General features: G+C 28.4%; 20 protein-coding genes, 1 riboswitch and 1 other annotated feature. Of the genes, 16 read left to right on the forward strand and 4 right to left on the reverse strand.

Going from position 1 to position 21,739, the window contains the following annotated elements; translation table 11 throughout:
- Nucleotides 1–7 precede the first annotated feature (7 nt).
- The 3 genes from ABCM86_RS06160 to ABCM86_RS06170 all read left to right on the forward strand — a co-directional run bounded on the left by ABCM86_RS06160 (nt 8) and on the right by ABCM86_RS06170 (nt 3,224).
- On the forward strand, nt 8–1,099 hold the full coding sequence (locus ABCM86_RS06160) for a cysteine protease StiP family protein (protein ID WP_343003686.1): 1,092 nt from the start codon (nt 8–10) through the stop codon (nt 1,097–1,099).
- Nucleotide 1,100: 1 nt separating this feature from the next.
- The gene (locus tag ABCM86_RS06165; protein WP_343003687.1) at nt 1,101–1,889 is read left to right on the forward strand and encodes an HAD hydrolase family protein; all 789 of its coding nucleotides are present in this window, start codon (nt 1,101–1,103) and stop codon (nt 1,887–1,889) included.
- 237 nt (nt 1,890–2,126) lie between these two features.
- On the forward strand, nt 2,127–3,224 hold the full coding sequence (locus ABCM86_RS06170; RefSeq protein ID WP_295732670.1) for a KamA family radical SAM protein: 1,098 nt from the start codon (nt 2,127–2,129) through the stop codon (nt 3,222–3,224).
- 259 nt (nt 3,225–3,483) lie between these two features.
- On the opposite strand, the gene ABCM86_RS06175 is transcribed toward ABCM86_RS06170, so the two are convergent.
- Together ABCM86_RS06175 and ABCM86_RS06180 are read right to left on the reverse strand one after the other, a co-directional pair.
- Nucleotides 3,484–3,699: a DUF2992 family protein gene (locus ABCM86_RS06175; RefSeq protein WP_195930706.1), complete on the reverse strand. Its 216-nt coding sequence runs from the start codon at nt 3,697–3,699 to the stop codon at nt 3,484–3,486.
- A gap of 177 nt (nt 3,700–3,876) precedes the next feature.
- Nucleotides 3,877–4,287 (reverse strand): hypothetical protein, encoded by a 411-nt coding sequence (locus ABCM86_RS06180; protein WP_195930704.1) that lies wholly within the window; start codon nt 4,285–4,287, stop codon nt 3,877–3,879.
- Nucleotides 4,288–4,542: 255 nt separating this feature from the next.
- Here ABCM86_RS06180 and ABCM86_RS06185 point away from each other — a divergent pair, with 255 nt between their 5' ends.
- From ABCM86_RS06185 to tyrS, 12 genes are all read left to right on the forward strand, one after another.
- Nucleotides 4,543–6,207 carry an NEAT domain-containing protein gene (locus tag ABCM86_RS06185; protein ID WP_343003688.1) on the forward strand — a complete coding sequence of 555 codons (1,665 nt, stop codon included), beginning with the start codon at nt 4,543–4,545 and terminating at the stop codon, nt 6,205–6,207.
- A 9-nt stretch (nt 6,208–6,216) separates the two neighbouring features.
- Nucleotides 6,217–6,846, forward strand: a complete 630-nt coding sequence (locus ABCM86_RS06190; RefSeq protein WP_343003689.1) for an NEAT domain-containing protein — start codon at nt 6,217–6,219, stop codon at nt 6,844–6,846.
- 45 nt (nt 6,847–6,891) lie between these two features.
- Nucleotides 6,892–7,395, forward strand: coding sequence for a class D sortase (locus ABCM86_RS06195; RefSeq protein ID WP_243269582.1), 504 nt, complete (start codon nt 6,892–6,894; stop codon nt 7,393–7,395).
- Between the two features lie 153 nt (nt 7,396–7,548).
- Nucleotides 7,549–8,421: a heme ABC transporter substrate-binding protein IsdE gene (isdE, locus tag ABCM86_RS06200; protein WP_243269581.1), complete on the forward strand. Its 873-nt coding sequence runs from the start codon at nt 7,549–7,551 to the stop codon at nt 8,419–8,421.
- A complete protein-coding gene (locus tag ABCM86_RS06205; protein ID WP_195930697.1) occupies nt 8,414–9,418 on the forward strand; it encodes an iron ABC transporter permease in 1,005 nt (334 codons plus the stop codon). The genes isdE and ABCM86_RS06205 overlap by 8 nt, the downstream gene beginning before the upstream one ends.
- The gene (locus ABCM86_RS06210; RefSeq protein ID WP_343003690.1) at nt 9,418–10,191 is read left to right on the forward strand and encodes an ABC transporter ATP-binding protein; all 774 of its coding nucleotides are present in this window, start codon (nt 9,418–9,420) and stop codon (nt 10,189–10,191) included. The genes ABCM86_RS06205 and ABCM86_RS06210 overlap by 1 nt, the downstream gene beginning before the upstream one ends.
- 122 nt (nt 10,192–10,313) lie before the next feature.
- Complete coding sequence (locus tag ABCM86_RS06215; RefSeq protein ID WP_195930694.1) at nt 10,314–10,694, forward strand: YbaN family protein; 381 nt, start codon at nt 10,314–10,316, stop codon at nt 10,692–10,694.
- A 1-nt stretch (nt 10,695) separates the two neighbouring features.
- Entirely contained in the window at nt 10,696–12,483 is a 1,788-nt protein-coding gene (locus tag ABCM86_RS06220; protein WP_343003691.1) for an ABC transporter ATP-binding protein/permease, read from the forward strand.
- A gap of 1 nt (nt 12,484) precedes the next feature.
- Nucleotides 12,485–14,161, forward strand: coding sequence for an ABC transporter ATP-binding protein (locus ABCM86_RS06225; protein WP_195930691.1), 1,677 nt, complete (start codon nt 12,485–12,487; stop codon nt 14,159–14,161).
- Nucleotides 14,162–14,255: 94 nt separating this feature from the next.
- On the forward strand, nt 14,256–14,552 hold the full coding sequence (locus ABCM86_RS06230; protein ID WP_172790283.1) for a nitrous oxide-stimulated promoter family protein: 297 nt from the start codon (nt 14,256–14,258) through the stop codon (nt 14,550–14,552).
- Nucleotides 14,553–14,763: 211 nt separating this feature from the next.
- Nucleotides 14,764–15,012 carry a TIGR03905 family TSCPD domain-containing protein gene (locus tag ABCM86_RS06235; RefSeq protein WP_022071090.1) on the forward strand — a complete coding sequence of 83 codons (249 nt, stop codon included), beginning with the start codon at nt 14,764–14,766 and terminating at the stop codon, nt 15,010–15,012.
- Between the two features lie 117 nt (nt 15,013–15,129).
- Nucleotides 15,130–15,359 (forward strand) — a binding site (T-box leader).
- Between the two features lie 129 nt (nt 15,360–15,488).
- Nucleotides 15,489–16,718 (forward strand): tyrosine--tRNA ligase, encoded by a 1,230-nt coding sequence (gene tyrS, locus ABCM86_RS06240; protein ID WP_295575247.1) that lies wholly within the window; start codon nt 15,489–15,491, stop codon nt 16,716–16,718.
- A 71-nt stretch (nt 16,719–16,789) separates the two neighbouring features.
- Here the strand turns inward: tyrS and ABCM86_RS06245 are convergent, their stop codons facing one another.
- Together ABCM86_RS06245 and ABCM86_RS06250 are read right to left on the reverse strand one after the other, a co-directional pair.
- On the reverse strand, nt 16,790–17,776 hold the full coding sequence (locus ABCM86_RS06245; protein WP_195930689.1) for a lipoate--protein ligase: 987 nt from the start codon (nt 17,774–17,776) through the stop codon (nt 16,790–16,792).
- 154 nt (nt 17,777–17,930) lie between these two features.
- A complete protein-coding gene (locus ABCM86_RS06250; RefSeq protein ID WP_195931901.1) occupies nt 17,931–19,274 on the reverse strand; it encodes a Na+/H+ antiporter NhaC family protein in 1,344 nt (447 codons plus the stop codon).
- Nucleotides 19,275–19,553: 279 nt separating this feature from the next.
- Nucleotides 19,554–19,723: riboswitch (Lysine riboswitch) on the forward strand.
- Nucleotides 19,724–19,816: 93 nt separating this feature from the next.
- On the opposite strand from ABCM86_RS06250, the gene ABCM86_RS06255 reads away from it, so the two are divergent.
- Nucleotides 19,817–21,577, forward strand: coding sequence for a Na+/H+ antiporter NhaC family protein (locus ABCM86_RS06255; protein ID WP_343003692.1), 1,761 nt, complete (start codon nt 19,817–19,819; stop codon nt 21,575–21,577).
- The last annotated feature ends 162 nt before the right edge of the window (nt 21,578–21,739 follow it).

Consider the following 21,739-nt stretch of genomic DNA (forward strand, 5'->3'; position numbering starts at 1 on the left):
GAATAATATGAAGGAATTTTCGACATACAGCAAAGAAGATGTTATCTTTTTATTGAAAGATATATCTAATATGATAGTAGAAGAAGATAATTTGACGAGGGAGAGAAAAATACAAAGTGGAACTCATTATTCAGAGATGATACCTGTAGAATATAAAGTAAGTGATGAGTATTTAACTTTATACAGAGAAAAATTAAAAGAAAACAAAGAAAAATTAGCTTTTGCAATCGGGGTAATGAGTGAAAAAATCTTAAAAAGACATAATCAAAATCCAATATTAGTTTCATTGGCAAGAGCAGGCACACCTATAGGAATACTTGCAAAAAGATATATAAAACAAAGATACAATATAGATTTACCTCATTATACAATTTCTATAATAAGAGATAGAGGTATAGATATAAATGCAATTAAATACATAATAAATAAACACCATAACAGTCAAAATATACAATTTATAGATGGATGGACTGGAAAGGGAACTATAGCTAATGAACTTAAAAAGGCATGTATTGAGCTTGAAAATACATTTAATACAGAGTTTGATCCATCTTTAGCAGTACTTGCCGATCCATGTGGATATTCAAATATATATGGTATAAGAGATGACTTTTTAATACCAAGTGCATGTTTAAACTCTACAGTAAGTGGACTTATAAGTAGAACAGTACTTAGAGACGACTTAATCGGACAAGATGATTTTCACGGTGCAAAATACTATAGTGAATTAAAAAAAGTAGATGAATCAAATAATTATATAGATACAATACAATCTTGTTTTAAAGGACAATATAAAAATATAGATAGAGAAATTGAAAATTGGACAGAAGATAAAATAACTCAAATTGGAAATGATGATGTCGAAAATATAAAAGATAAATACGATATAGATGATATAAACTTTATAAAACCTGGAGTTGGGGAGACAACGAGAGTGCTTTTGAGAAGAGTTCCATATAAAATACTTGTAGATGATATAAATAATAAAAAACTAAAACATATATTAGTTTTAGCAAAAGAAAAAAACGTAAAAGTAGAAGAGTTTAAATTTAAAGCTTACAGTTGTTGTGGAATAATAAAACAAATGAAGGATATATAATATGATAGTTTTTTCAGATTTAGATAGAAGTATAATATATTCAAAAAGATTTTTAAAAGACGACACTACTAAACTCGAGATAGAAATCTACAATGGAGAAAATATATCTTATATATCAAAAGAGACAGTTGAACTTATTAAAAAAATAAAACAGAATAGTTATTTTATACCTACAACAACGAGGACAATAGAGCAATTTAAAAGAATATCATTTTCCAAATACGGATTAGATTTTAAATATGCAGTAACTTCAAATGGTGGAAATATTTTAGTAAATGGAGAAGTAGACAAAGAATATAAACTACTTATAAAAGAAAAATTAAAATTAAGTTCACATATTAAAGATATAATTGAATTGTTAGAAAATTATAAAAGTATAAAAGGCATAAAAAAAATTAGAAAGGCAGAAGAACTCTTTTTATACATTGTGATAGATAGAGATACTTTTGACTTTAAATTGCTACAACCTTTTATAGACGAAATAAAGAAATTAAATTGGGATACATACATAAATGGAACAAAAATTTATTTTTTACCTGCAGAATTAAAAAAATCTACAGCAGTAAAATATCTATGTAACAAATTACAACATAAAGACACATTTGCAATAGGGGATTCAATAATGGATAAAGATATGCTAGATGTATGTAAAAATTCTTATGTTCTAAAGCATGGTGAATTATCAAATTTAATAGATAATAATTGTGATAATTTATCAATAAGCACAAGACAGAGCTTTAATGGAACAGAAGAAATATTAAATAAGATTATATTATGTCAAACTAAATAAAATAGTAACATTTATCTACTAAAAATATTAAATAAAAGCTTATAGGAATTGTATTTCTGATAATAAAAATACAATTCCTATAAAAATAAAAAATGAATAATATTAAGATTTGAAATATACAGTTGTATTTTAAAATAAAATGTAAACTGATGTAGTAATTTTAAATACAATACAAATAGAAAAAGTTGTTAGATTTTGGTATAATATAATTATAAAACTAAAATAGGGGTGATATTTATGAGTTGTCCAGCAATACTAGAGAAAAATATAAATAGATTAAATGATTTATTTGTACTCTTAGATTTAAGCCCAAGTGAACAAAAAAATATAATGGAAATAGCAGAAAAGTTTCCAATATCTATACCAGCATATTATTTGTCACTTATTAATAAAGAAGATAAAAATGACCCTATAAGAAAAATGGCAATACCATCTGAGTTTGAAAAGGACTTAGAAGGGACATTTGATACTAGTGGGGAAGGAGACAACACTGTAATTACAGGAATGCAACATAAATATAATGAAACAGTTATGATTTTATCCACAAATCAATGCGCTATGTACTGTAGACATTGTTTTAGAAAAAGATTAGTGGGATTATCTGATGAAGAAATAGCTAAACATTTTGAAGAAATGGCTCAATATATAAAAGAGCATAAAGAAATCTCAAATGTACTCATTTCTGGAGGGGACTCTCTTGTAAATTCTAATACAAAAATAGAGTATTTATTAAAATTGTTTACATCCATAGATAATTTAGATTTTATAAGATTTGGTACCAGAATACCAGTCGTTATGCCGCAGAGAATATCTGAAGATTTGCAATTATTAGAAATATTAAAAAAATATTCAAAGAAAAAACAAATCTATATAGTTACGCAGTTTAATCATCCAAATGAAGTAACAGAAGAATCTAAAAAAGCAATAAAAATGCTTCAAAAAATAGGTATAGTTGTCAAAAACCAAACTGTACTCTTAAAAGGAGTAAATGACGATTCTCATGTTTTAGGATCATTATTAAAAAAACTTACATCAATCGGTGTAGTACCTTATTATATATTTCAATGTAGACCAGTAAAGGGAGTAAAAGGACAATTTCAAGTTCCATTTGAAAGGGGCTATGAGATAATTGAAGGTGCAAAAGCTATGCAAAATGGACAGGGTAAATGTTTTAAATATTGTTTTTCTTGTGAAAGTGGCAAAATAGAAGTCGTTGGTAAATTAGGAGATGAAATGATATTTAAATTTCATGAGGCAAAATACGAAAAAGATTACGGCAGAATTTTTACTAAAAAACTAGAAAAAGATACATGCTGGTTATATGATATAGATTAAATTATATAATCAAATATAGACTAAAGTTTTATTTGATTCAAAATAAAAAGACGTGAACAATAATTCACGCCTTTTTTTATTCTAAGGAAATTATATATTATCTGGTTTATGGATAATGTATAATTTCCAACCTATTAACTTAAGCAACGGAATCTCCGATTCGTTGGCGCCATGAGCGAAGCGAATTTTAAGCAACGGAATCTCCGATTTGTTGGCGCCATGAGCGAAGCGAATTTTTTATTTTATATTATTAAAAAATCTAAATTAATATTGATTTGTCTATATCAAATTTACTTTTTTTGAAAGTTAAGTTATTAAAATTTTTTACAAAATATTTGTAAATATCACTAGAAACAGGTTCAAAATCAAAAAACAATTTACATATTTCAACTTCATCACCTGTTTTTCTAAAATACTCACAAATCCACTTTGGCTCTTCAAAATATATTTTTAGATTTGCAGACACATTATTCATATTAAATCCCCCCAGACTAATTATAAAGAGTTAGTATAATTCTTAATAATAATTATTCTGAAAGTTTACAAACTATTCCAAAAATAACAAGTATACATAGAAAAAACTTGTACTAATTTAAAATTAATACAAGTTTTGTAAACTAGAGAGATATATATAATTGAAAAGTATCAACATCTATCTCATCATTTTATCTTCTTTATCTAAAATTAAATCGACATCTACTTTACCGTCGATAGCTTTTTTAATAGCTTCTTCAATAGTCTTACCAAGAGGCATTAAATGTGTAGTATGATAAGAAACTTTGTCTAATGTTCCAAAACAAAATCTATAACCAGTTGAAAATCCAAATAAAGTGTAATGCCCATCATATTTTTCCTTAGCTATATAGTCGGCAACTATTAAAGCTTGTGCTAAATCCATGTTGTCCATGTTTTTTACAAATATAAGTTTTTCTTTAGGTAAAACTTTTTTTATTGAATCATCATCTAGTCTAACGAGCGCTTCATGAGTGCTTATTTCTTTTAAATATACACCTAAAGAACTTTCACTACCATTATCATATAAAATTCTATCGCCAAATTTCATGACTAAATCCCCCCTGATAAAAACTTTTTTTTAGTCTATAAATTATTGTTCTATATATAAATTATAGTCTAATAGATTTATTATTTCAACAAATATTGGATTAAAAAGAATTGAAAAAATACTAAAAATAATTAGAAAAAGGACGAAATTAAATGGTTTGAAAAATTTTATTGAAAAACATAGTTATTTCTAATTGACATTGATTATCAAATTGTGTTACTCTTATATCAGAAAAAATTGAAAGTGAGGAGTACAATGATATTTAAAAACAAAAAAGTGAAAACAGCTATGGCTGCATTAGCAATTTTAACAATATTTGGGGGGAGCATAAGTAGTTCATATGCAGCTGAACTAACTAACGCACAAAGTGCTGTTGTAGCAAGTCAACAAAGAATAGACTTAGATACAACTTTCAAAAAAGATAATTCAGATGAAGCATCTTCTGCAAATAGTTACCTACAAGACAGCTACTTAAAAGTAGAAAACGGAAAAAGATATATGGTTTTAGAATTAGGATCTGGAGATTTAATGAAATCTGTAGTACCTACTATAAATGGTCAAGAAATAAAATACGAAAATGAATTAAATGAATCAACTAAAGTTAGAACTATTACTTTCGAAATATCTTCTTTAAATGATGATATAAGAATAAAATTCCAAATAAATCCATTTGGTAACTTTATAGTAAATGCTACTGCTAGAGTAGATGCTAAAATATCAACAGGTTCAACTGAGGACAAAGACGATACAGTTACTAGTCCAACTCAAAAACCACAACAACCAGAACAACAACCAGAGCAAAAACCTGAAGAAGATAAAGATAACAAAGAAGATAAAGACGACAAAGAAGAAGACAAAGATGATAAAAATGACAATGTAGATAACGGAAACAATGGAAACAACAACGGAAACAATTCAAACGGATCTACATCAGATAAAAATGACAACAACTCATCAAATGGAACATATAAAAATGGTCATTATCAAGTAAAAAATGTTGTTATATTAGACAATCCAGTAGGATATTCAATGGTTAGAGGAATCTTAAACGAAACTAGTAACGTTGAAATAAAAGATGGAAAATACTACTTAACATTAGAAATAGGACAAAGTAGTTTAATGAAAAATATAGTTATAAAAGCTAACTCAAAAACTTTAAGCTATACAAAAACAAACGTTGGAAATGATACTATAAGAATAAAAGTTGAAATACCAAGTTTATCAACAAAACTTAACATAAGTACATATGTAGATGCAATGAGCAAAACAGTTGATTTCGATGTTAAATTAAACGAATCTACATTAAAATTTGTAAGTGCTAACCAAGAAGGTCAATTACCAGAAAACAACAACCAAGGTACTATACCAGGTGGCGGAAACACAGGTGGAGGATCAAATGATTCAAACTCTGGTTCAAATGATACAGTAGTTGGAGATACTGCTACAAAAGGTAAACTTTATACTATACAAAATAAAGTAGTTCACCAAAACGAAACTGGTAGAGAAATGGCTAGAAAATATTTAAACCAAACTTCTAAAGTAGAAGATATAGATGGACAACTTTACTTAACACTTACATTCACAGGTACAAACTTAATGAACAACCATAAATTCTATGTAAATGGTTCATTAGTAAGCCATCAAGTAACTGCATCTTCTTCAACTAGCAAAAGCTACAGATTTAAAATAAGCTCATTAAAAGATGATATAAAAGTAAGTGCATACATAATACCAATGAGCAGATCAGTTGAATTCGGTGTTCAATTATTAGAAAGCACTTATACATTTGTAAAAGATATAGATGGATCAGGAAGTAGCTTACCACAAACAGGTAGCGTAATAAACGCAGAATCAATGTTAGCTGGTGGTAGTTTAATAACTGCATTAGGTGCATTTATAGGAAGAAGAAAAAGAAAGTAGGACTTAAGCATGAAAATTTTAAAGCATTTATTTACTATATGTTTGACTATACTTTGTTTAACTAATGTAGCATTTGCTGCAGGAAATGAAGATATAGAACCAGGATTATACAACATACAAAACGACGTTTATCATGAACAAGAAATTGGAATGACAATGGCGAGAACTTATTTAGATGAGACTATGCAACTTGAAGTAGTAGGTGACGGAACTTACAACTACATAATAGGATTTAGTGGAACTGAATACATGAACAATCACAGATTTACAGTAGATGGTAAACCTGTAGAAAATGTAGAAACTGTTGAAGAAGGTGCTTCAACTGTTAAATTAAAATTTAACGTTGATTCATTAGATTCAAAGATCCAAACTCAAATATATGTTGACGCTATGGGAAGAGACGTTGAATTTGATATAATACCTAATTTCGATACTTTAGAACTTGTTGAAAAATACGAAGTAGAAGAAGAAGAAGTTGAAGCTACAAATACTGAGAATGAAGAATCAAATAATGATGCTGAAAAAACTCAAGACGAAGCTAAAGAATCTAAATCTTCTACACCTGTAATAATAGCAGGAGCAGTAGCTGTAGTAGCAGTTGTTGCAGGAATAGTAGTATTTAATAAGAAGAAAAAATAGATGCGAAAAAAATTAAGTATATTTTTAATCATTGTGGGATTATTAATGATAATAATCCCGCAAGGATTAAGGTATTATTCAAAATATGTTGAAAACAACAGTATAGATAAGTTCAAACAAGAAATAAAACAAGCTGAAGTAAAACAAACTTATGAACCTGGAGAAGAAATCGCAATTATGAGGGTTAATTCAGTAGGTTTGGAAACAGTAATCGTAGAGGGCACAGATAATAAGTATCTAAAATATTATGCATGTCACTTTGAAGGAACTGCTATGCCAGGAGAAGAGGGCAATTTCTCTGTTGCAGGACATAGTAGTTATTTGTATAACCAAGTATTTAACGAACTACACAAAGTAAAAATAAACGATGAAATAGAAATTGAAACTACAAAGGGCATATTTAAGTATAAGATAACAGAAAAATTTGATACAGAGGCTGAAAATACTTCAGTACTTACCCAAGATATGAGTAAAAAAGAGATAACTCTAGTTACTTGTACAAATGGTGGTAAAAAAAGACTTATTATTAAAGGAGAAATTATGGAGTAATTTCTCTTAAATTTTGGCAAATAAGGATAAATTAAATATCATAAAGATAAAAAAGCCAAAATATGGATTTGAAAATTATTTAAATTTATATAAATGACAATTAAAGAAAATTAAAAAAGACAGTATTGTGATATAGGAAATGAGGACGAGAAGTTGAAAAAGATTTTAAGTTTAATATCTATTTTAATGGTTACTTTTTCTGTAGTTGGATGTTCAAGCAGTAATACAGATAGCGCTAGTTCAGAAAATAATTCAGCTAATAAAGGAGATGTAGTTGTAGCAACATCTGTTGCAATAACTCAAATACTTGATAGATTAGATGTAGCAGTTAGCGGTGTTCCAAAAACTAATTACGACCTTCCAGAAAGCGCAAAAGGTGCAACAGAAGTTGGAAGTCCAATGAGTCCAGATATGGAAATAATAAAATCATTAAATCCTACAAGTGTAATATGCGTAGATACACTAGGAAGTGATTATGAAAAACAATTTAAAGAAAATAACATAGACGCTGATTTTTACAACTTAAGCACAGTTGATGGATTAAAAGAAACTGTAACAGCTTTAGGAGAAAAATTCGGAAAACAAGATAAAGCAAATGAAATACTAGATGAAATAAACAAAGTAGAAGAAAAAGTTAATTCTAATAAAAAATCGGATGATAAAATCTTAGTATTATTTGGGGCACCAGGAAGTGTAATGGTTGCAACAGATAAAAGTTATGTAGGAAATTTAGTTGAATTAGCAGGAGGACAAAATATATTCTCAAATGCAGCAACTTCATTTACAACACTTAACTTAGAAGAGATAATAAAATTAAATCCAGATAAAATACTAGTTATGACTCATGCTGATCCAGAAGTTGCAAAAAAAGCAGTATCAGATGAGTTAAGTAAAGAACTATGGCAAAATGTAAATGCAGTTAAAAATAACGATATAACTTATTTAGAAAATGGTTATTTCGGTATGAGTGCAAACTTACAAATAGTTGAGGCTGTAGAAAAATTAGGAGATATATTATATGAGTAGAATAGAAACACATACTTTAAGTAGTTCTAAAAAAATATGCATGATACTTGGTACAGTTTTTATTTTATTGATTACAATATTAATATCTTTAAGAATAGGTAGTTTAGACATTTCAATCAAAGAATTACTTGAGGGAATGTTCTTAAATAGACAAAGTAACAACTTTTTAATTATTAAAGACCTTAGAATGCCGAGAGTTCTAAGTGCTGTTTTAATCGGTGGAAATCTTGCAGTAGCAGGTGCACTTTTACAAACTACTATGAAAAATCCACTAGCTGATCCTGGTATAATCGGTATATCATCAGGAGCTAGTTTAGCATCAATAGCTGTAATGGTGTTATTTTCACAATTTATAAAATACAAACTTATATTAGCTTTTATAGGTGGTATAGTAGCTGCTTGTCTTGTATATTTAATAGGAGAAGACAAGGGATTCTCACCAGTTAGAATAATTTTAGCCGGTGTATGTGTAAACTCAATCTTAAATGCATTATCATCAATGATGACAGTATTTAATAGTTCAGGAGTTTCAACTATACAAACTTGGCTTTTAGGAAGTTTAGTAAATGTAACTTGGGCAGATTTTAGAATATTAGCTTGTTATACAGTAGCAGGGCTTGTATTATGCTTATCAGTTATAAAATGCTGTGACCTTATGGGTCTTGGCGATAAAACAGCTCAAAGTTTAGGGTTAAATGTAAATAAAGTTAGAGTATTAATAACTTTTGTAGCAGTATTTTTAACAAGTATATCTACAGGAGTTGGTGGTGTTATATCATTTGTCGGACTTGTAATACCACATATATGTAGATTCTTAATAGGATCTAGTCATAAATTCTTAATACCATTTAGTTATGTTATGGGAGGATTTTTACTTCTTGTAGCAGACACAATATCTAGAAATATATTTAGACCTTACGAGATACCAGTAGGGGTAACAATGTGTTTAATAGGTGGTCCATTCTTTATTTATATACTTAGAAGGAGCAAAAGATAATGGTTAAGTTAGAAAATATAAGTTTTTCTTATAATAAAAAACAAGAATTTATAAAAGATTTATCATTAGAATTTAAAAGTGGAGAAGTTACCACTATCCTTGGACCAAATGGAAGTGGAAAAAGTACACTTTTACATATGATATCTACTTACTTAAAACCTAAGTCTGGAAAAATATATTTAGGAGATAAAGACTTAGGCAAGTTAAAACAAAAAGAAATTGCAAAATATATATCATGTGTGTATCAAGAAAATGAAGCACCAGATGATATAACTGTTAGAGACTTAGTTGCATTTGGTAGAACTATATATCCAAATGTTAAAAAAGAAGATAAAGAAGAAAATAAAAGAATGATAGACTTTGCCTTAAAAGCCACAGGTATAGAAGAAATACAAGATAAAAAAGTAGTTAATTTATCGGGTGGACAAAAGCAAAGAGCATTTATAGCAATGTCGCTTGCACAAAATACAGGCGTATTACTTCTTGATGAGCCTACAACTTATCTTGATATTTACCATCAAATAGAGATACTAGAAGTAGTAAAAACTCTAAACGAAAAGTACAATATTACGATAATAATGGTTTTACATGATTTAAACCAAGCTATAAACTATAGTCATAATATCGTAATTATGAAAAATGGGAAATTAATAAAGCAAGGTAGATCACAAGAAGTTCTAGATGAAGATACTATAAAAGATGTATATAACGTAACAGGATATATACATAAACAAGATGAAGAGGTATACTTTATACCTAAGCAAATTTGTTAGATTATAATTTATATAATCTCATCTAATATTAATATAAAATATTTTAAACAAGGATGCTTATATAGGCATTCTTGTTTTACTAAATAGGTAATTTCCAAATATTTCAAATTAGGGGGAGAGATATGTTATCTCTAAAAAAAATAGGGCTTATAGCTCTTGGAACGATTTCATTAGCAATAGGAATAATAGGAATATTTTTACCTTTAATTCCTACAACACCACTATTACTTTTAACATCTTACTGTTATATAAGTAGTAGTGAAAAATTAAGCGAAAAATTCATGAATACAAAAATTTACGATAAATACGTTAGAAACTTCCACGAAAAAGGTGGAATGACTTTAAAAGGTAAATTAATGCTTACTATACCAGTATCATTACTTTTACTATTTATGTTTATAACTATTAAAAGCCCAATAATGAGAGTAGTTATTGTAGTTATGTGGGTTACAAAAGTTGTATTCTTTACAAAAATGAAGACGATAAAAATCGAAGAGGTGTAAAATGTTTAAAAAGAGATTATTAGAACTATGCAATAGTTCTAAAAAATGGATTGCTATGACAGTTCTAATGAACTGGATATCAATTATATGTAACATATTAGTTATCCTATTTATAGGAAATACAATAGATAGTTTAATAAAATCAGAATTAGAAATAAATTACTTAAGAGATGGTCTTTATATAGGATCACTTTTAGTAATAAGATTCTTAGCAAATTATTATTCAACAAGATTCTCACTTAACTCATCAAGTGAAGTTAAAAAAATATTAAGAGAAAAAATATATGAAAAATTATTAAATATAGGTGTAAATTACAATAAATTTATATCTACATCATCAGTAGTACAAATAGGTGTTGATGGTGTTGAGGCGTTAGAAATATACTTTGGTAGATTTTTACCACAATTATTCTACAGTGCATTAGCTCCACTTACATTATTTGTAGTAGTATCATTTATAAGCTTTAAAGTAGCATTAGTATTATTAATATGTGTACCTTTAATACCGCTTACAATAATGGCAGTTATGAAAATAGCTAAAAAATTATTAAGCAAATACTGGGGTGTATATACTAATTTAGGTGATTCATTCTTAGAAAATCTTCAAGGTCTTACTACTTTAAAAATATTTGACTTAGATGAAGAAAAAAATAAAGAGATGAATGAAGATGCAGAAAACTTCAGAAAAATAACAATGAGAGTTTTATTAATGCAGTTAAATTCAATAACAATAATGGATTTAGTTGCTTACGGTGGTTCAGCAATAGGTATATTAATAGCTATAAGCCAATTTAGAAATGGGATAATAACTCCTGGTGGGCTTTTAATTATAATACTTTTAAGTGCAGAATTCTTCTTACCGATGAGACTTTTAGGTTCACTATTCCACGTTGCTATGAATGGTATATCAGCAAGTGATAGAATATTTGACTTACTTGATATAGAAGTAGAAGAAAAACCATCTTTAACTGAAGAACAAATGAAATCTCTTGAAAATATAGACATAAAATTAGAAAACGTGTCTTATAGTTACGACAAGAAAAGAACAATATTAGAAGATATAAATATAGACATAAAAGAAAAACAAACTGTTGCGTTTGTCGGAGAAAGTGGTTCGGGAAAAAGTACAATCACTAGCTTACTTCTTAAAATAGACGAAGTAGATAAAGGTGCTATAACATTTAACGGAATTAACTTAAACGACATACCATTTGATGTATTAAATAAAAAAGTTGGATTTATAAACCACAACGCTTATATATTCAACACAACAATAAGAGAAAATATAAAAATGGGTAAAAAAGATGCTACAGATGAAGAAATCTATGCAGTATTAAAAGAAGCAAACTTAGATAGCTTCGTTAAAAACCTTACAAACAAATTAGATACAAAAGTTGGAGAAGGCGGAAACTTACTTTCTGGTGGACAAAAACAAAGACTTTGTCTTGCTAGAACAATAATCAAAAACCCAGATATCTATATATTCGACGAGGCTACTTCAAATATAGACGTAGAAAGTGAAGAGAAGATTTGGGAAAGTATAGAAAAAATATCTAAAGATAAAACAGTTATAATAATTTCACACAGATTATTAAACGTTAAAAATGCAGATACAATCTACATGTTAGAAAATGGAGTAATAGCTGAAAGCGGAAACCATAACGAGCTTATGCTAAAAGGCGGAGTATATAAAAACTTAGTAGATCACCAAAATGATTTAGAAAACATATACAGCGAATTAGAAAGTAAAAACTTAGAAAAAACTTCAGATGAAATCGAGGTGATATAGTATGAATAAAGAGAGACAATCAGGATTTAAAATAATGTTAAGACTTATAAAAGTCTTAAAACCACTAGCACCAATAATGATGATAACTATATCATTCGGTATATTAGGATTTTTAGCTGCAACTGCAATAACATCATTTGGTATGGTTGCAGGAGCAGATATATTAGGATTTAATGTAGGTATGAGTGCCTCTACTGCTATAAAAATAGTTATAGCTTGTGCAATACTTAGAGGTATACTTAGATTTATAGAGCAGTATTCAGGACACTTTATAGCCTTTACAATACTTGCAATATTAAGAGATCAAGTTTTTAAAGCGTTAAGAAAATTAGCTCCAGCAAAACTTGAATCAAAAGAAAAAGGTAGTTTAATATCTATAATAACAAGTGATATAGAATTATTAGAAGTATTTTATGCTCATACAGTAGCACCAATAGCTATAGGTGTAGTTACATCAATTATAATAGCATGCGTATTATTTAGTATAAACCCAGTATTTGGGGCATTATCAGTAGTATTTTATCTAATAGTAGGATACTTTATACCAGTATTCTCATCAAAATTTGCTAAACAAGGTGGGGTTGAATATAGAGCTGCATTTGCAGATTCAAACTCATACTTCTTAGAAAGTTTAAATGGTATAAAAGAAATACTTTTATTTGATAAAGGTGAAGATAGAAAAAATGCTATAAACGAAAATAGTGAAAACTTACACGAGAAAATGGGTGTAATAAAAGGTCATGAGGGAATAATAAGAGCCTTCACTGATATAGTAATAATGATAGCAATACTTACATTCTTATTTGTAAGTATAGAGTTAAATAAACAAGGTCAAATAACAATAGGACAAGGATTAGTTGCAATAGTAACTCTTGCAAGTTCATTTGGACCAGTTGTTGCACTAAGCAACTTATCAAACAACTTAATTCAAACATTTGCATGTGCACAAAGACTATTTGATATATTAGACGAAGTGCCAGTAGTTGAAGATGTAGAAGGTGAAATAGAACTTTCTTCAAAAGATATAAAAGTAGATAATATAAGCTTTGATTATGAAAATAGAGAAAATATATTAAAAGACTTATCACTTGATATTAAAAAAGGTGAAAAAGTCGCTATAATAGGTGAGAGTGGATCTGGTAAGAGTACACTTCTTAAATTAATGATGAGATTCTGGAATGTAAATAAAGGTGAAATCTCAATAGGTGATGAAAACTTAAAAAATATACCTACAAAAACTTTAAGAAAATCTCAAACTCTAGTGAGTCAAGATACATTCTTATTTAACGATACAATATTAAATAACATCAAAATGGGTGATAGAAATGCAAGCTTTGAAGAAGTTGTAGAGGCCGCTAAAAAAGCATCTATCCATGAGTTTATAATGAAACTTCCACAAGGATACGAAACAAATGTTGGAGAATTAGGTGGAAACTTATCATCAGGTGAAAAACAAAGAATGTCTATGGCTAGAGCATTCTTAAGAAATAGTGACATACTTATACTAGACGAGCCTACAAGTAACTTAGATACATTAAATGAGGCAAGTATATTAAAAAGTATAGATGATGAATGTAAAGATAAAACAATAGTAATGGTATCTCATAGAAAATCAAGTAGTGCAATATGCAATAAGAGATACGGATTAGAAAACAAAAAACTTGTACGTATACAATAAATATAGTACTAGATAGAGTTTTATAGTTTAGTAGGCCTGTGATTTATCATACGGCCTACTTTAAATTGAATTTATGAGGAAATGGAAGATAGATATGACTAGAATAGAGAGAGAAAAAAAGATAATAGGTGTAATGGTAGATATATACTGTAAGAAAAAACATAAACACAAAGACGGTTTATGTGAAGAATGTCAAGAATTATTAGATTACAGTAGACAAAGACTAGATAAGTGTAAATTCGGTGAAGAAAAAACTTACTGTCAAAAATGTCCTATACACTGCTATAAAAAAAGCATGAAAGAAAAAGTAAAAGACGTTATGAAGTTCAGTGGTCCTAGATTATTAATATACAGACCAGTTGATTTCTTCAGACATCTTATAGGAAAATAAGAAAATATTTAGCTTAAAGATTTTTGCAATTTATTATAAAAAGGAGATAAAGTTTTTGTGATTTATCTCCTTTTTTTGCTTATTTCCCTTGCAATTTGTGCCATTTTTATGGATAATAGATATAGCTAAAAATAATATAATAATAGTAAAAATATGTATTGTATATTGTTTATAATTATAGAATATACAATTAAAAAAATGGAGGTATATAATGGAAATAAACTTTAAAACTTCAGGAATATGCTGTAGAGAAATGAACTTCTCAGTTGATGAAAATAACACAATAACTGACGTTGAATTCGTAGGAGGATGTAACGGAAATCTTTCAGGAATGGCTAAATTATTAATAGGACAAAATGCATTAGAAGTTGCAGACAAATTAGAAGGAACTACTTGTGGAAACAAAATGACTTCATGTCCAGACCAATTATCAAAAGCTATAAAAGAAAATATAAAATAATTACATAGATAAAATATATTTATATTTAGTATTAATATATAATTATTGACAAAAATTTTGACTTTGAATATAATATAATGTATATGTATATAAAATCAAAATTTGTCAATAATAATATAAAAAGCTAAGATAAGGAATAGTAATAATAATAACTTAAACAGAAAGTAGCCGGTTGATGAGAGGCGCGCTAGGGATATTATGAATACACCTTTGAGCTTCACTTTTGAAATATAGTAGGGAGTGACGTGTGCACACGTTATAGTGCAGAGTTTTTAACTCACTGAGGTAGATAATGTGAATTATCTATAAACAAAGGTGGTAACGCGAGATATGCCCTCGTCCTTTAGATAGGACGAGGGCTTTTATATTTTACAAAATAAATTTTTCATATTAACTAAATTAAAACTTAATAAATATTTTAAAAAATTTATTAAAACATGAAATTATATTTAATTTTAAATAAAGGAGTGAATAAAATGACAGTATACGAAGAATTAGTCGAAAGAGGACTTATCGCACAAGTAACTGACGAAGACGAATTAAAAGAATTAATAAATGCAGGTAAAGCTACATTCTATATAGGATTCGATGCTACTGCTGATTCTCTACACGTAGGTCACTTCATGGCTTTATGCTTAATGAAGAGATTACAAATGTCTGGTAACAGACCTATAGCGCTAGTAGGTGGAGGAACTACAATGATAGGTGATCCATCTGGTAGAAGTGATATGAGACAAATGATGACTCCAGAGATGATAAACCATAACTGTGAGTGTTTCAAAAAACAAATGAGTAAATTTATAGATTTCTCAGATGACAAAGCAGTATTAGTAAACAACGCTGACTGGCTACTTGACTTAAATTATGTAGACGTATTAAGAGAAGTTGGTTCTTGCTTTAGCGTTAACAGAATGCTTTCTGCTGAATGTTACAAACAAAGAATGGACAGAGAAGGTGGGCTTACTTTCTTAGAATTCAACTACATGATAATGCAAGCTTACGATTTCTATCAATTATACCAAAAATACGGATGCCAAATGCAATTAGGTGGTAACGACCAATGGTCAAACATGCTTGCAGGAACTGACCTAATAAGACGTAAATTAGGAGAAAATGCATACGCTATGACTATAACTCTTCTTCTTAACTCTGAAGGTAAGAAAATGGGTAAAACTCAATCAGGTGCTGTATGGCTAGACCCTAATAAAACTTCTCCATTTGAATTCTACCAATACTGGAGAAACGTATCAGATGCTGACGTTATAAAATGCTTAAAAATGCTTACTTTCTTACCACTTGAAGAAATAAAAGCAATGGAAAACTGGGAAGGTAGCGAGCTTAATAAAGCTAAAGAAATACTTGCATACGAATTAACTAAATTAGTTCACAGCGAAGAAGATGCAGTAGCTGCTCAAGAAAGTTCAAGAGCATTATTTAGCCAAGGAAATGCTGCAAATATGCCTACTGTTGAATTAAGTGAAGATGATTTAGAAGAAGGTAAAATAGATATAATAAGCTTACTTGTTAAAGCTGACCTTGCACCAACAAGATCAGAAGCTAGACGTAATATACAACAAGGTGGAGTTTCTGTAAATGGTGAAAAAATAACAGATATCCAAGCTACAGTTTCTAAAGAAGAATTAGAAGGTGACGGAGCAGTTGTAAAACGTGGTAAAAAGAAATTCAAAAAAGTTATAGTAAAATAATTTATATTTAATATAAAAAAGGAGTTATGAAATTAATCATAGCTCCTTTTTATATTAATTTTTTGTTTTTACTATTTAACTCCAATTATACCATCGACTAATACATCTACACTTGCATTTAAGAAGTAGTCATTTATATTTACATCTTTTAAAGCTTCTCTTATAGACTGTTCATTGTGTTTAACACCAGTTAATTTCTCTTCTATAAATGATACATCTTCTTTTCCAAAGAAATCACCAAAGAATTTAATATCAGTTATAATTCCTTTTTCTACATTTAAATTAAACTCAACATTTCCTCCAGCATATTTTAATTCATTGCTTAGAGCAAATTTTGGTGAGTTACCATAGTTCCAATCCCAAGTACTGTATTTTTCTTCTACTAATTTTTCTATAGAGGCTATGTCTTCATCAGTCATAGTATACATTTTACTATCTTTGTCTGTTTTAGCTACAAAATCCATTAAGTAATCTTTAAATTCTAAAACTGTCATAGGTTGTTTTAAATGTTCACTTATATTAGTTACTCTAGATTTTACAGATTTAACAGATTTACCTTCAAATTTTATAGGTTTTACTTTAAGTGCAGCAGATACGTCGTTTATTTCTGAAGAGAATAATAAAGTACCGTGGTGCATAACTTTATTTTGATAGTTGTATTGAGCGTTTCCTGAGAACTTTTGTCCGTCTATTAATAAGTCATTACGTCCAGAGAATTCTGCATTTATTCCAAGTCCTTTTAAAGCTTCTACAATAGGCATAGTAAAGCGTTTAAAATCACTAAAGCTATTGTTGTTACAAGCTATAAATGTAAAGCATAAATTTCCTAAATCATGAAAAACTGCTCCTCCACCTGATTGTCTTCTAACTACTTTTATGTCGTGTTCTTTTATGTATTCGTAATTTATTTCAGATAAAGTATTTTGGTTTTTTCCAACTACAATTGCTGATTCATTTCTCCAAAGTAAAAATAAATCTTCATTTGTATTTTTTAAGAAGTATTCTTCCATTGCTAAATTAAAGTAGGGATTTGTTCTTTCGTTGTAAATTAATAACATTAAATTGTTGTCCTCCTATGGATTTAAAATATTTTTAATATGAATACAATATAAATTTATATTTTAATAGTAATACTTTCGACATAAATATAAAAAATCCTTTAATTTGTATCAAAATTTTTCCAATGATTTTTAGGTAAATAAAAACTTAATTTTAAATACTTTCTTTATTTAAATCTTTATTTTCAGATTTAAAAAGATTAAATTTTTTTCTAATAAAGTGAATTATAGGGACTATATAAAGATAAAATGCAAATGGAATATAGCTGTAGATATTTATTTTAAGTAGTGAAGAAGGCACAAGAGCAGCTATACACCAAGGAATTAGTGCAGGAGTTAATATTGCTGAGTTTGAAATATCGAGTGCCAATTCATCATTTGGCTGATCTTTATATAAATCTTTGACAATATCGAGTGTCAATATAATAGCTATAGTTTGGCTACAACCTACAGCGGCGTTTATTATTCCAAGAATTACTGTTACTAAAAAGATAGATGATTGGGATAAGTTTTTTTCTTTTAATTTTTCTTTAAAGCTATCAAATATATTGAGTCCGCTGAAAAATCCTGAAATACAGCAAGAAATTATAATTATATAACATGTTTTTAACATGGAGATTATACCTCCACCTTGAATTATATTTTTTAATACATCAGAATTATTTGTATAGCCGAAAATAAGACAATTTAAAAAGTTATAAACACTTGTATTTTGGATTAATATATCTAATATAAAAGCACATAATATGCTTATTGGTAGAGAGTGAGTTATTTTGACTTTAAATATAGAAAGTAAAAATAGTACGATAGCTGGCAATAATAATAAGATAGATACATTGTAGTAATTATATAATTCTATACTAAGGCGATTATCTATAGATGTAAGTGGGTATTTAAGTGAAAATACGAGGTAAAATACTATGCACAAAATAAAAGGAATAATATTATCAATTACTAGTTTTTTTACATAATCAAATAATTTTAAATTAGTCAAATTACAAAGCAAAAGTAAACTTGATGACAGGGGAGAAGTTCTATCTCCAAAATATGCCCCAGAAAAAATTGCCCCACCTAATAGACCTAAGTTAATTCCAGCTGCTTTTCCTATTATAACAAGGGGTATTCCTACAGCGCTTACTGTTCCAAAAGAAGTTCCAATAAGCATAGATACTAAACTCGTAATCAAAAACGCGCACAATATAAATAAATTAGGATTTATATATTTTAAAGCGTAGTAAATAATACTAGAAATTACACCGGAGCTTAACCATGAGCTTATAAGCATACCTATTAAAATCAATATAATTATTATATCTAGTGATTTTTTAGCCTCAACCCAATAAAGCATTCCTATTTTTTTTAGTGAGTATCCTCTTTTTAAAGCGACAAATGTAAAAAATAAAAGAGATATACTAAGTCCGAATCCAAGGAATATATTATTTAATACACTAAATACAAGTATTAATAAAGTAAATAATATCCCTATAAAAATTAACATAAAATATACCTTCTTTCTAATTAATTTGATTTATTAAATTGTAGCACAGGAGAGTATACTTTAAATCATATTTAGTAATTATTCTAAATAAAACGTAAATGTAATATTACTTTAAAAAGTGTAGATAATATATTAAAGATAAAAAATATATTTAAAATATAAAATATTAAAATTCTAATTAAATAAAAATACAACTTTTATTTAAAAAAATTAAAAATATGGTTGAATTTAGGAAATAATTAATATATAATAGAGAAAATAATACAACATGAATATGTATAGTAAGGTAGAGGTGCAATATATAAGAGTAAAGATAACGAGGGAAGTACGATGACTTATCTTGAAAGGGTATGTTGCCGAAGTATATAGGTGATACTTTAAGCCTATATAACTGGGGGTATATAAAATATATATATCACTGTCACTAAATGTGGAGAGCTATCAAAACTTATCTTTTAGCATATAAAGTAGCAAATCTTGTTGATTAGAAAATCAACATTTTTAGTGTACCTTTCTGATATTCATAATATTAGGAGGAGAAAATGAAAAACAAAACATCAAAAGTAGCATTAATATCGATAATGATATTCATGATGTCTACTGTAATGGCATTTGCCGAAGAAGTAGATATTGACCAGGTCAATGCAGATAAATATGGGGCGTTAACATTAATACCACCACTAGTAGCAATAATACTTGCATTTGCAACAAAAAACGTAGTTATATCTTTAGCTATAGGAATTATGTCTGGTGGATTCATTCTAAATTTCGCAGGAATCAATATTTTTTATACAATAATACATGCATTTTTAGATTTAGTAAGTAGAGCAGTAGACTCTCTTGCAGATCCTTGGCATGCAGGAATAATATTACAAGTTTTAGCAATAGGTGGAGTTATAAACCTAGTAAGTAAAATGGGTGGAGCAAAGGCAATAGCTGAAGCATTATCCAAAAAAGCAAAAACTGCAAAGTCAGCACAGCTTATAACTTGGTTTGCAGGTCTTTTAGTATTCTTTGATGACTATGCAAATTCACTAATAATAGGGCCTATGATGAGACCTGTAACTGATAAAATGAAAATCTCAAGAGAGAGATTAGCATTTATAATAGATGCAACTGCTGCTCCAGTGGCAGGACTTGCAATAATTTCAACTTGGATAGGACTAGAAGTTGGACTTATAGGAGACGCTTTTAATTCAATTGGTGTAAATGAAAACGCATTTGGCGTATTTTTAAATACAATACCATTTAGATTTTACAATATATTAATATTAGCATTTATCGTTATAACATCATGCTTATTAAAAGAGTTCGGTCCAATGAGAAAATGTGAATTAGAAGCGAGACGTGGTGGAAAAAGTCTTGCTGATGGAAATGAATTAAACAAAAAAATATCGCAAGAACACGATGATTTAGAACCTTTAGAAGGTGTTGTACCAAATATATGGAGTGCTATAATACCAATAGGAACATTAATAGTAGGTGCATTAATTGCTTTCTATTATAGTGGTTATACTACTATAATGGCTGGAGATAATAATGTATCAATCGAAATAATGAAAAATGCACCATTTTCATTTGAAGCTATAAGAGAAGCATTTAGTAATTCAGATGCATCAGTGGCATTATTCCAATCAGCATTATTTGCGGGAATAGTTGCTATGATTATGGGAGCAAGTAAAAAAATGTTTACAATAAGTCAAGGTATAGAAATATGGGTAGATGGAATGAAAACTTTACTTATAACTTGTGTAATATTGATATGTGCATGGTCATTAAGTTCAGTTATAAAAGAATTAGGAACTGCTAAATTCTTAATAAACTACTTATCAGATTCAATACCAGCATTTACTCTACCAAGTATAATATTTGTTTTAGGTGCAATAATATCATTTGCAACAGGAACATCTTATGGGACAATGGGTATACTTATGCCGCTTGCAATACCACTAGCATACTCAATTAATCCTGATATGAGCTATGTAATAGTATCTACAAGTGCAGTTTTAACAGGAGCAATATTTGGAGATCACTGCTCACCAATATCAGATACAACAATATTATCTTCAATGGGTGCAGGATGCAACCATATAGACCATGTTAGAACACAAATACCTTATTCTCTATTTGTAGGTTCTATAACTATATTATTTGGATATATTCCAGCAGGATTAGGAATGCCTGTTTATATAGTTCTTCCAGTGGCATTAGCTGCAGTATTTATTGGAATTCAAATTTTCGGTAAAAGTGTAGACGTGGATATAGAAGAAGAGCTAACTCAATCTAATAGATCAATCAAATAAGTTAAATAAAAATAAATCAAATAAATCAAAATATAAATGATAGATTGTCAATATAAGTGCAACATTTTATGTTTATGTTGCAGCAAAGACCTCTGCAGGTGTTTTATATCCAAGACACTTGCGAGGTCTATTATTTATTATATTTACTACAACATCAAGCTC

The sequence above is a fragment of the Clostridium sp. 2218st1_F5_2218SCRN_220325 genome (genome assembly GCF_039062665.1).
Taxonomy (GTDB): domain Bacteria; phylum Bacillota; class Clostridia; order Peptostreptococcales; family Peptostreptococcaceae; genus Intestinibacter.

Coding starts and splice junctions, on each gene's coding strand:
- ABCM86_RS06175 (WP_195930706.1), bottom strand. CDS start 3,699: ATGAATAATGTGTCTGCAAATCTAAAAATATATTTTGAAGAGCCAAAG.
- ABCM86_RS06170 (WP_295732670.1), top strand. CDS start 2,127: ATGAGTTGTCCAGCAATACTAGAGAAAAATATAAATAGATTAAATGAT.
- ABCM86_RS06190 (WP_343003689.1), top strand. CDS start 6,217: ATGAAAATTTTAAAGCATTTATTTACTATATGTTTGACTATACTTTGT.
- ABCM86_RS06230 (WP_172790283.1), top strand. CDS start 14,256: ATGACTAGAATAGAGAGAGAAAAAAAGATAATAGGTGTAATGGTAGAT.
- ABCM86_RS06165 (WP_343003687.1), top strand. CDS start 1,101: ATGATAGTTTTTTCAGATTTAGATAGAAGTATAATATATTCAAAAAGA.
- ABCM86_RS06245 (WP_195930689.1), bottom strand. CDS start 17,776: ATGTTATTAATTTACAACGAAAGAACAAATCCCTACTTTAATTTAGCA.
- ABCM86_RS06215 (WP_195930694.1), top strand. CDS start 10,314: ATGTTATCTCTAAAAAAAATAGGGCTTATAGCTCTTGGAACGATTTCA.
- ABCM86_RS06250 (WP_195931901.1), bottom strand. CDS start 19,274: ATGTTAATTTTTATAGGGATATTATTTACTTTATTAATACTTGTATTT.
- ABCM86_RS06195 (WP_243269582.1), top strand. CDS start 6,892: ATGATAATAATCCCGCAAGGATTAAGGTATTATTCAAAATATGTTGAA.
- ABCM86_RS06160 (WP_343003686.1), top strand. CDS start 8: ATGAAGGAATTTTCGACATACAGCAAAGAAGATGTTATCTTTTTATTG.
- ABCM86_RS06210 (WP_343003690.1), top strand. CDS start 9,418: ATGGTTAAGTTAGAAAATATAAGTTTTTCTTATAATAAAAAACAAGAA.
- ABCM86_RS06180 (WP_195930704.1), bottom strand. CDS start 4,287: ATGAAATTTGGCGATAGAATTTTATATGATAATGGTAGTGAAAGTTCT.
- ABCM86_RS06220 (WP_343003691.1), top strand. CDS start 10,696: ATGTTTAAAAAGAGATTATTAGAACTATGCAATAGTTCTAAAAAATGG.
- ABCM86_RS06185 (WP_343003688.1), top strand. CDS start 4,543: ATGATATTTAAAAACAAAAAAGTGAAAACAGCTATGGCTGCATTAGCA.
- ABCM86_RS06255 (WP_343003692.1), top strand. CDS start 19,817: ATGAAAAACAAAACATCAAAAGTAGCATTAATATCGATAATGATATTC.
- ABCM86_RS06235 (WP_022071090.1), top strand. CDS start 14,764: ATGGAAATAAACTTTAAAACTTCAGGAATATGCTGTAGAGAAATGAAC.
- tyrS (WP_295575247.1), top strand. CDS start 15,489: ATGACAGTATACGAAGAATTAGTCGAAAGAGGACTTATCGCACAAGTA.
- ABCM86_RS06225 (WP_195930691.1), top strand. CDS start 12,485: ATGAATAAAGAGAGACAATCAGGATTTAAAATAATGTTAAGACTTATA.
- ABCM86_RS06205 (WP_195930697.1), top strand. CDS start 8,414: ATGAGTAGAATAGAAACACATACTTTAAGTAGTTCTAAAAAAATATGC.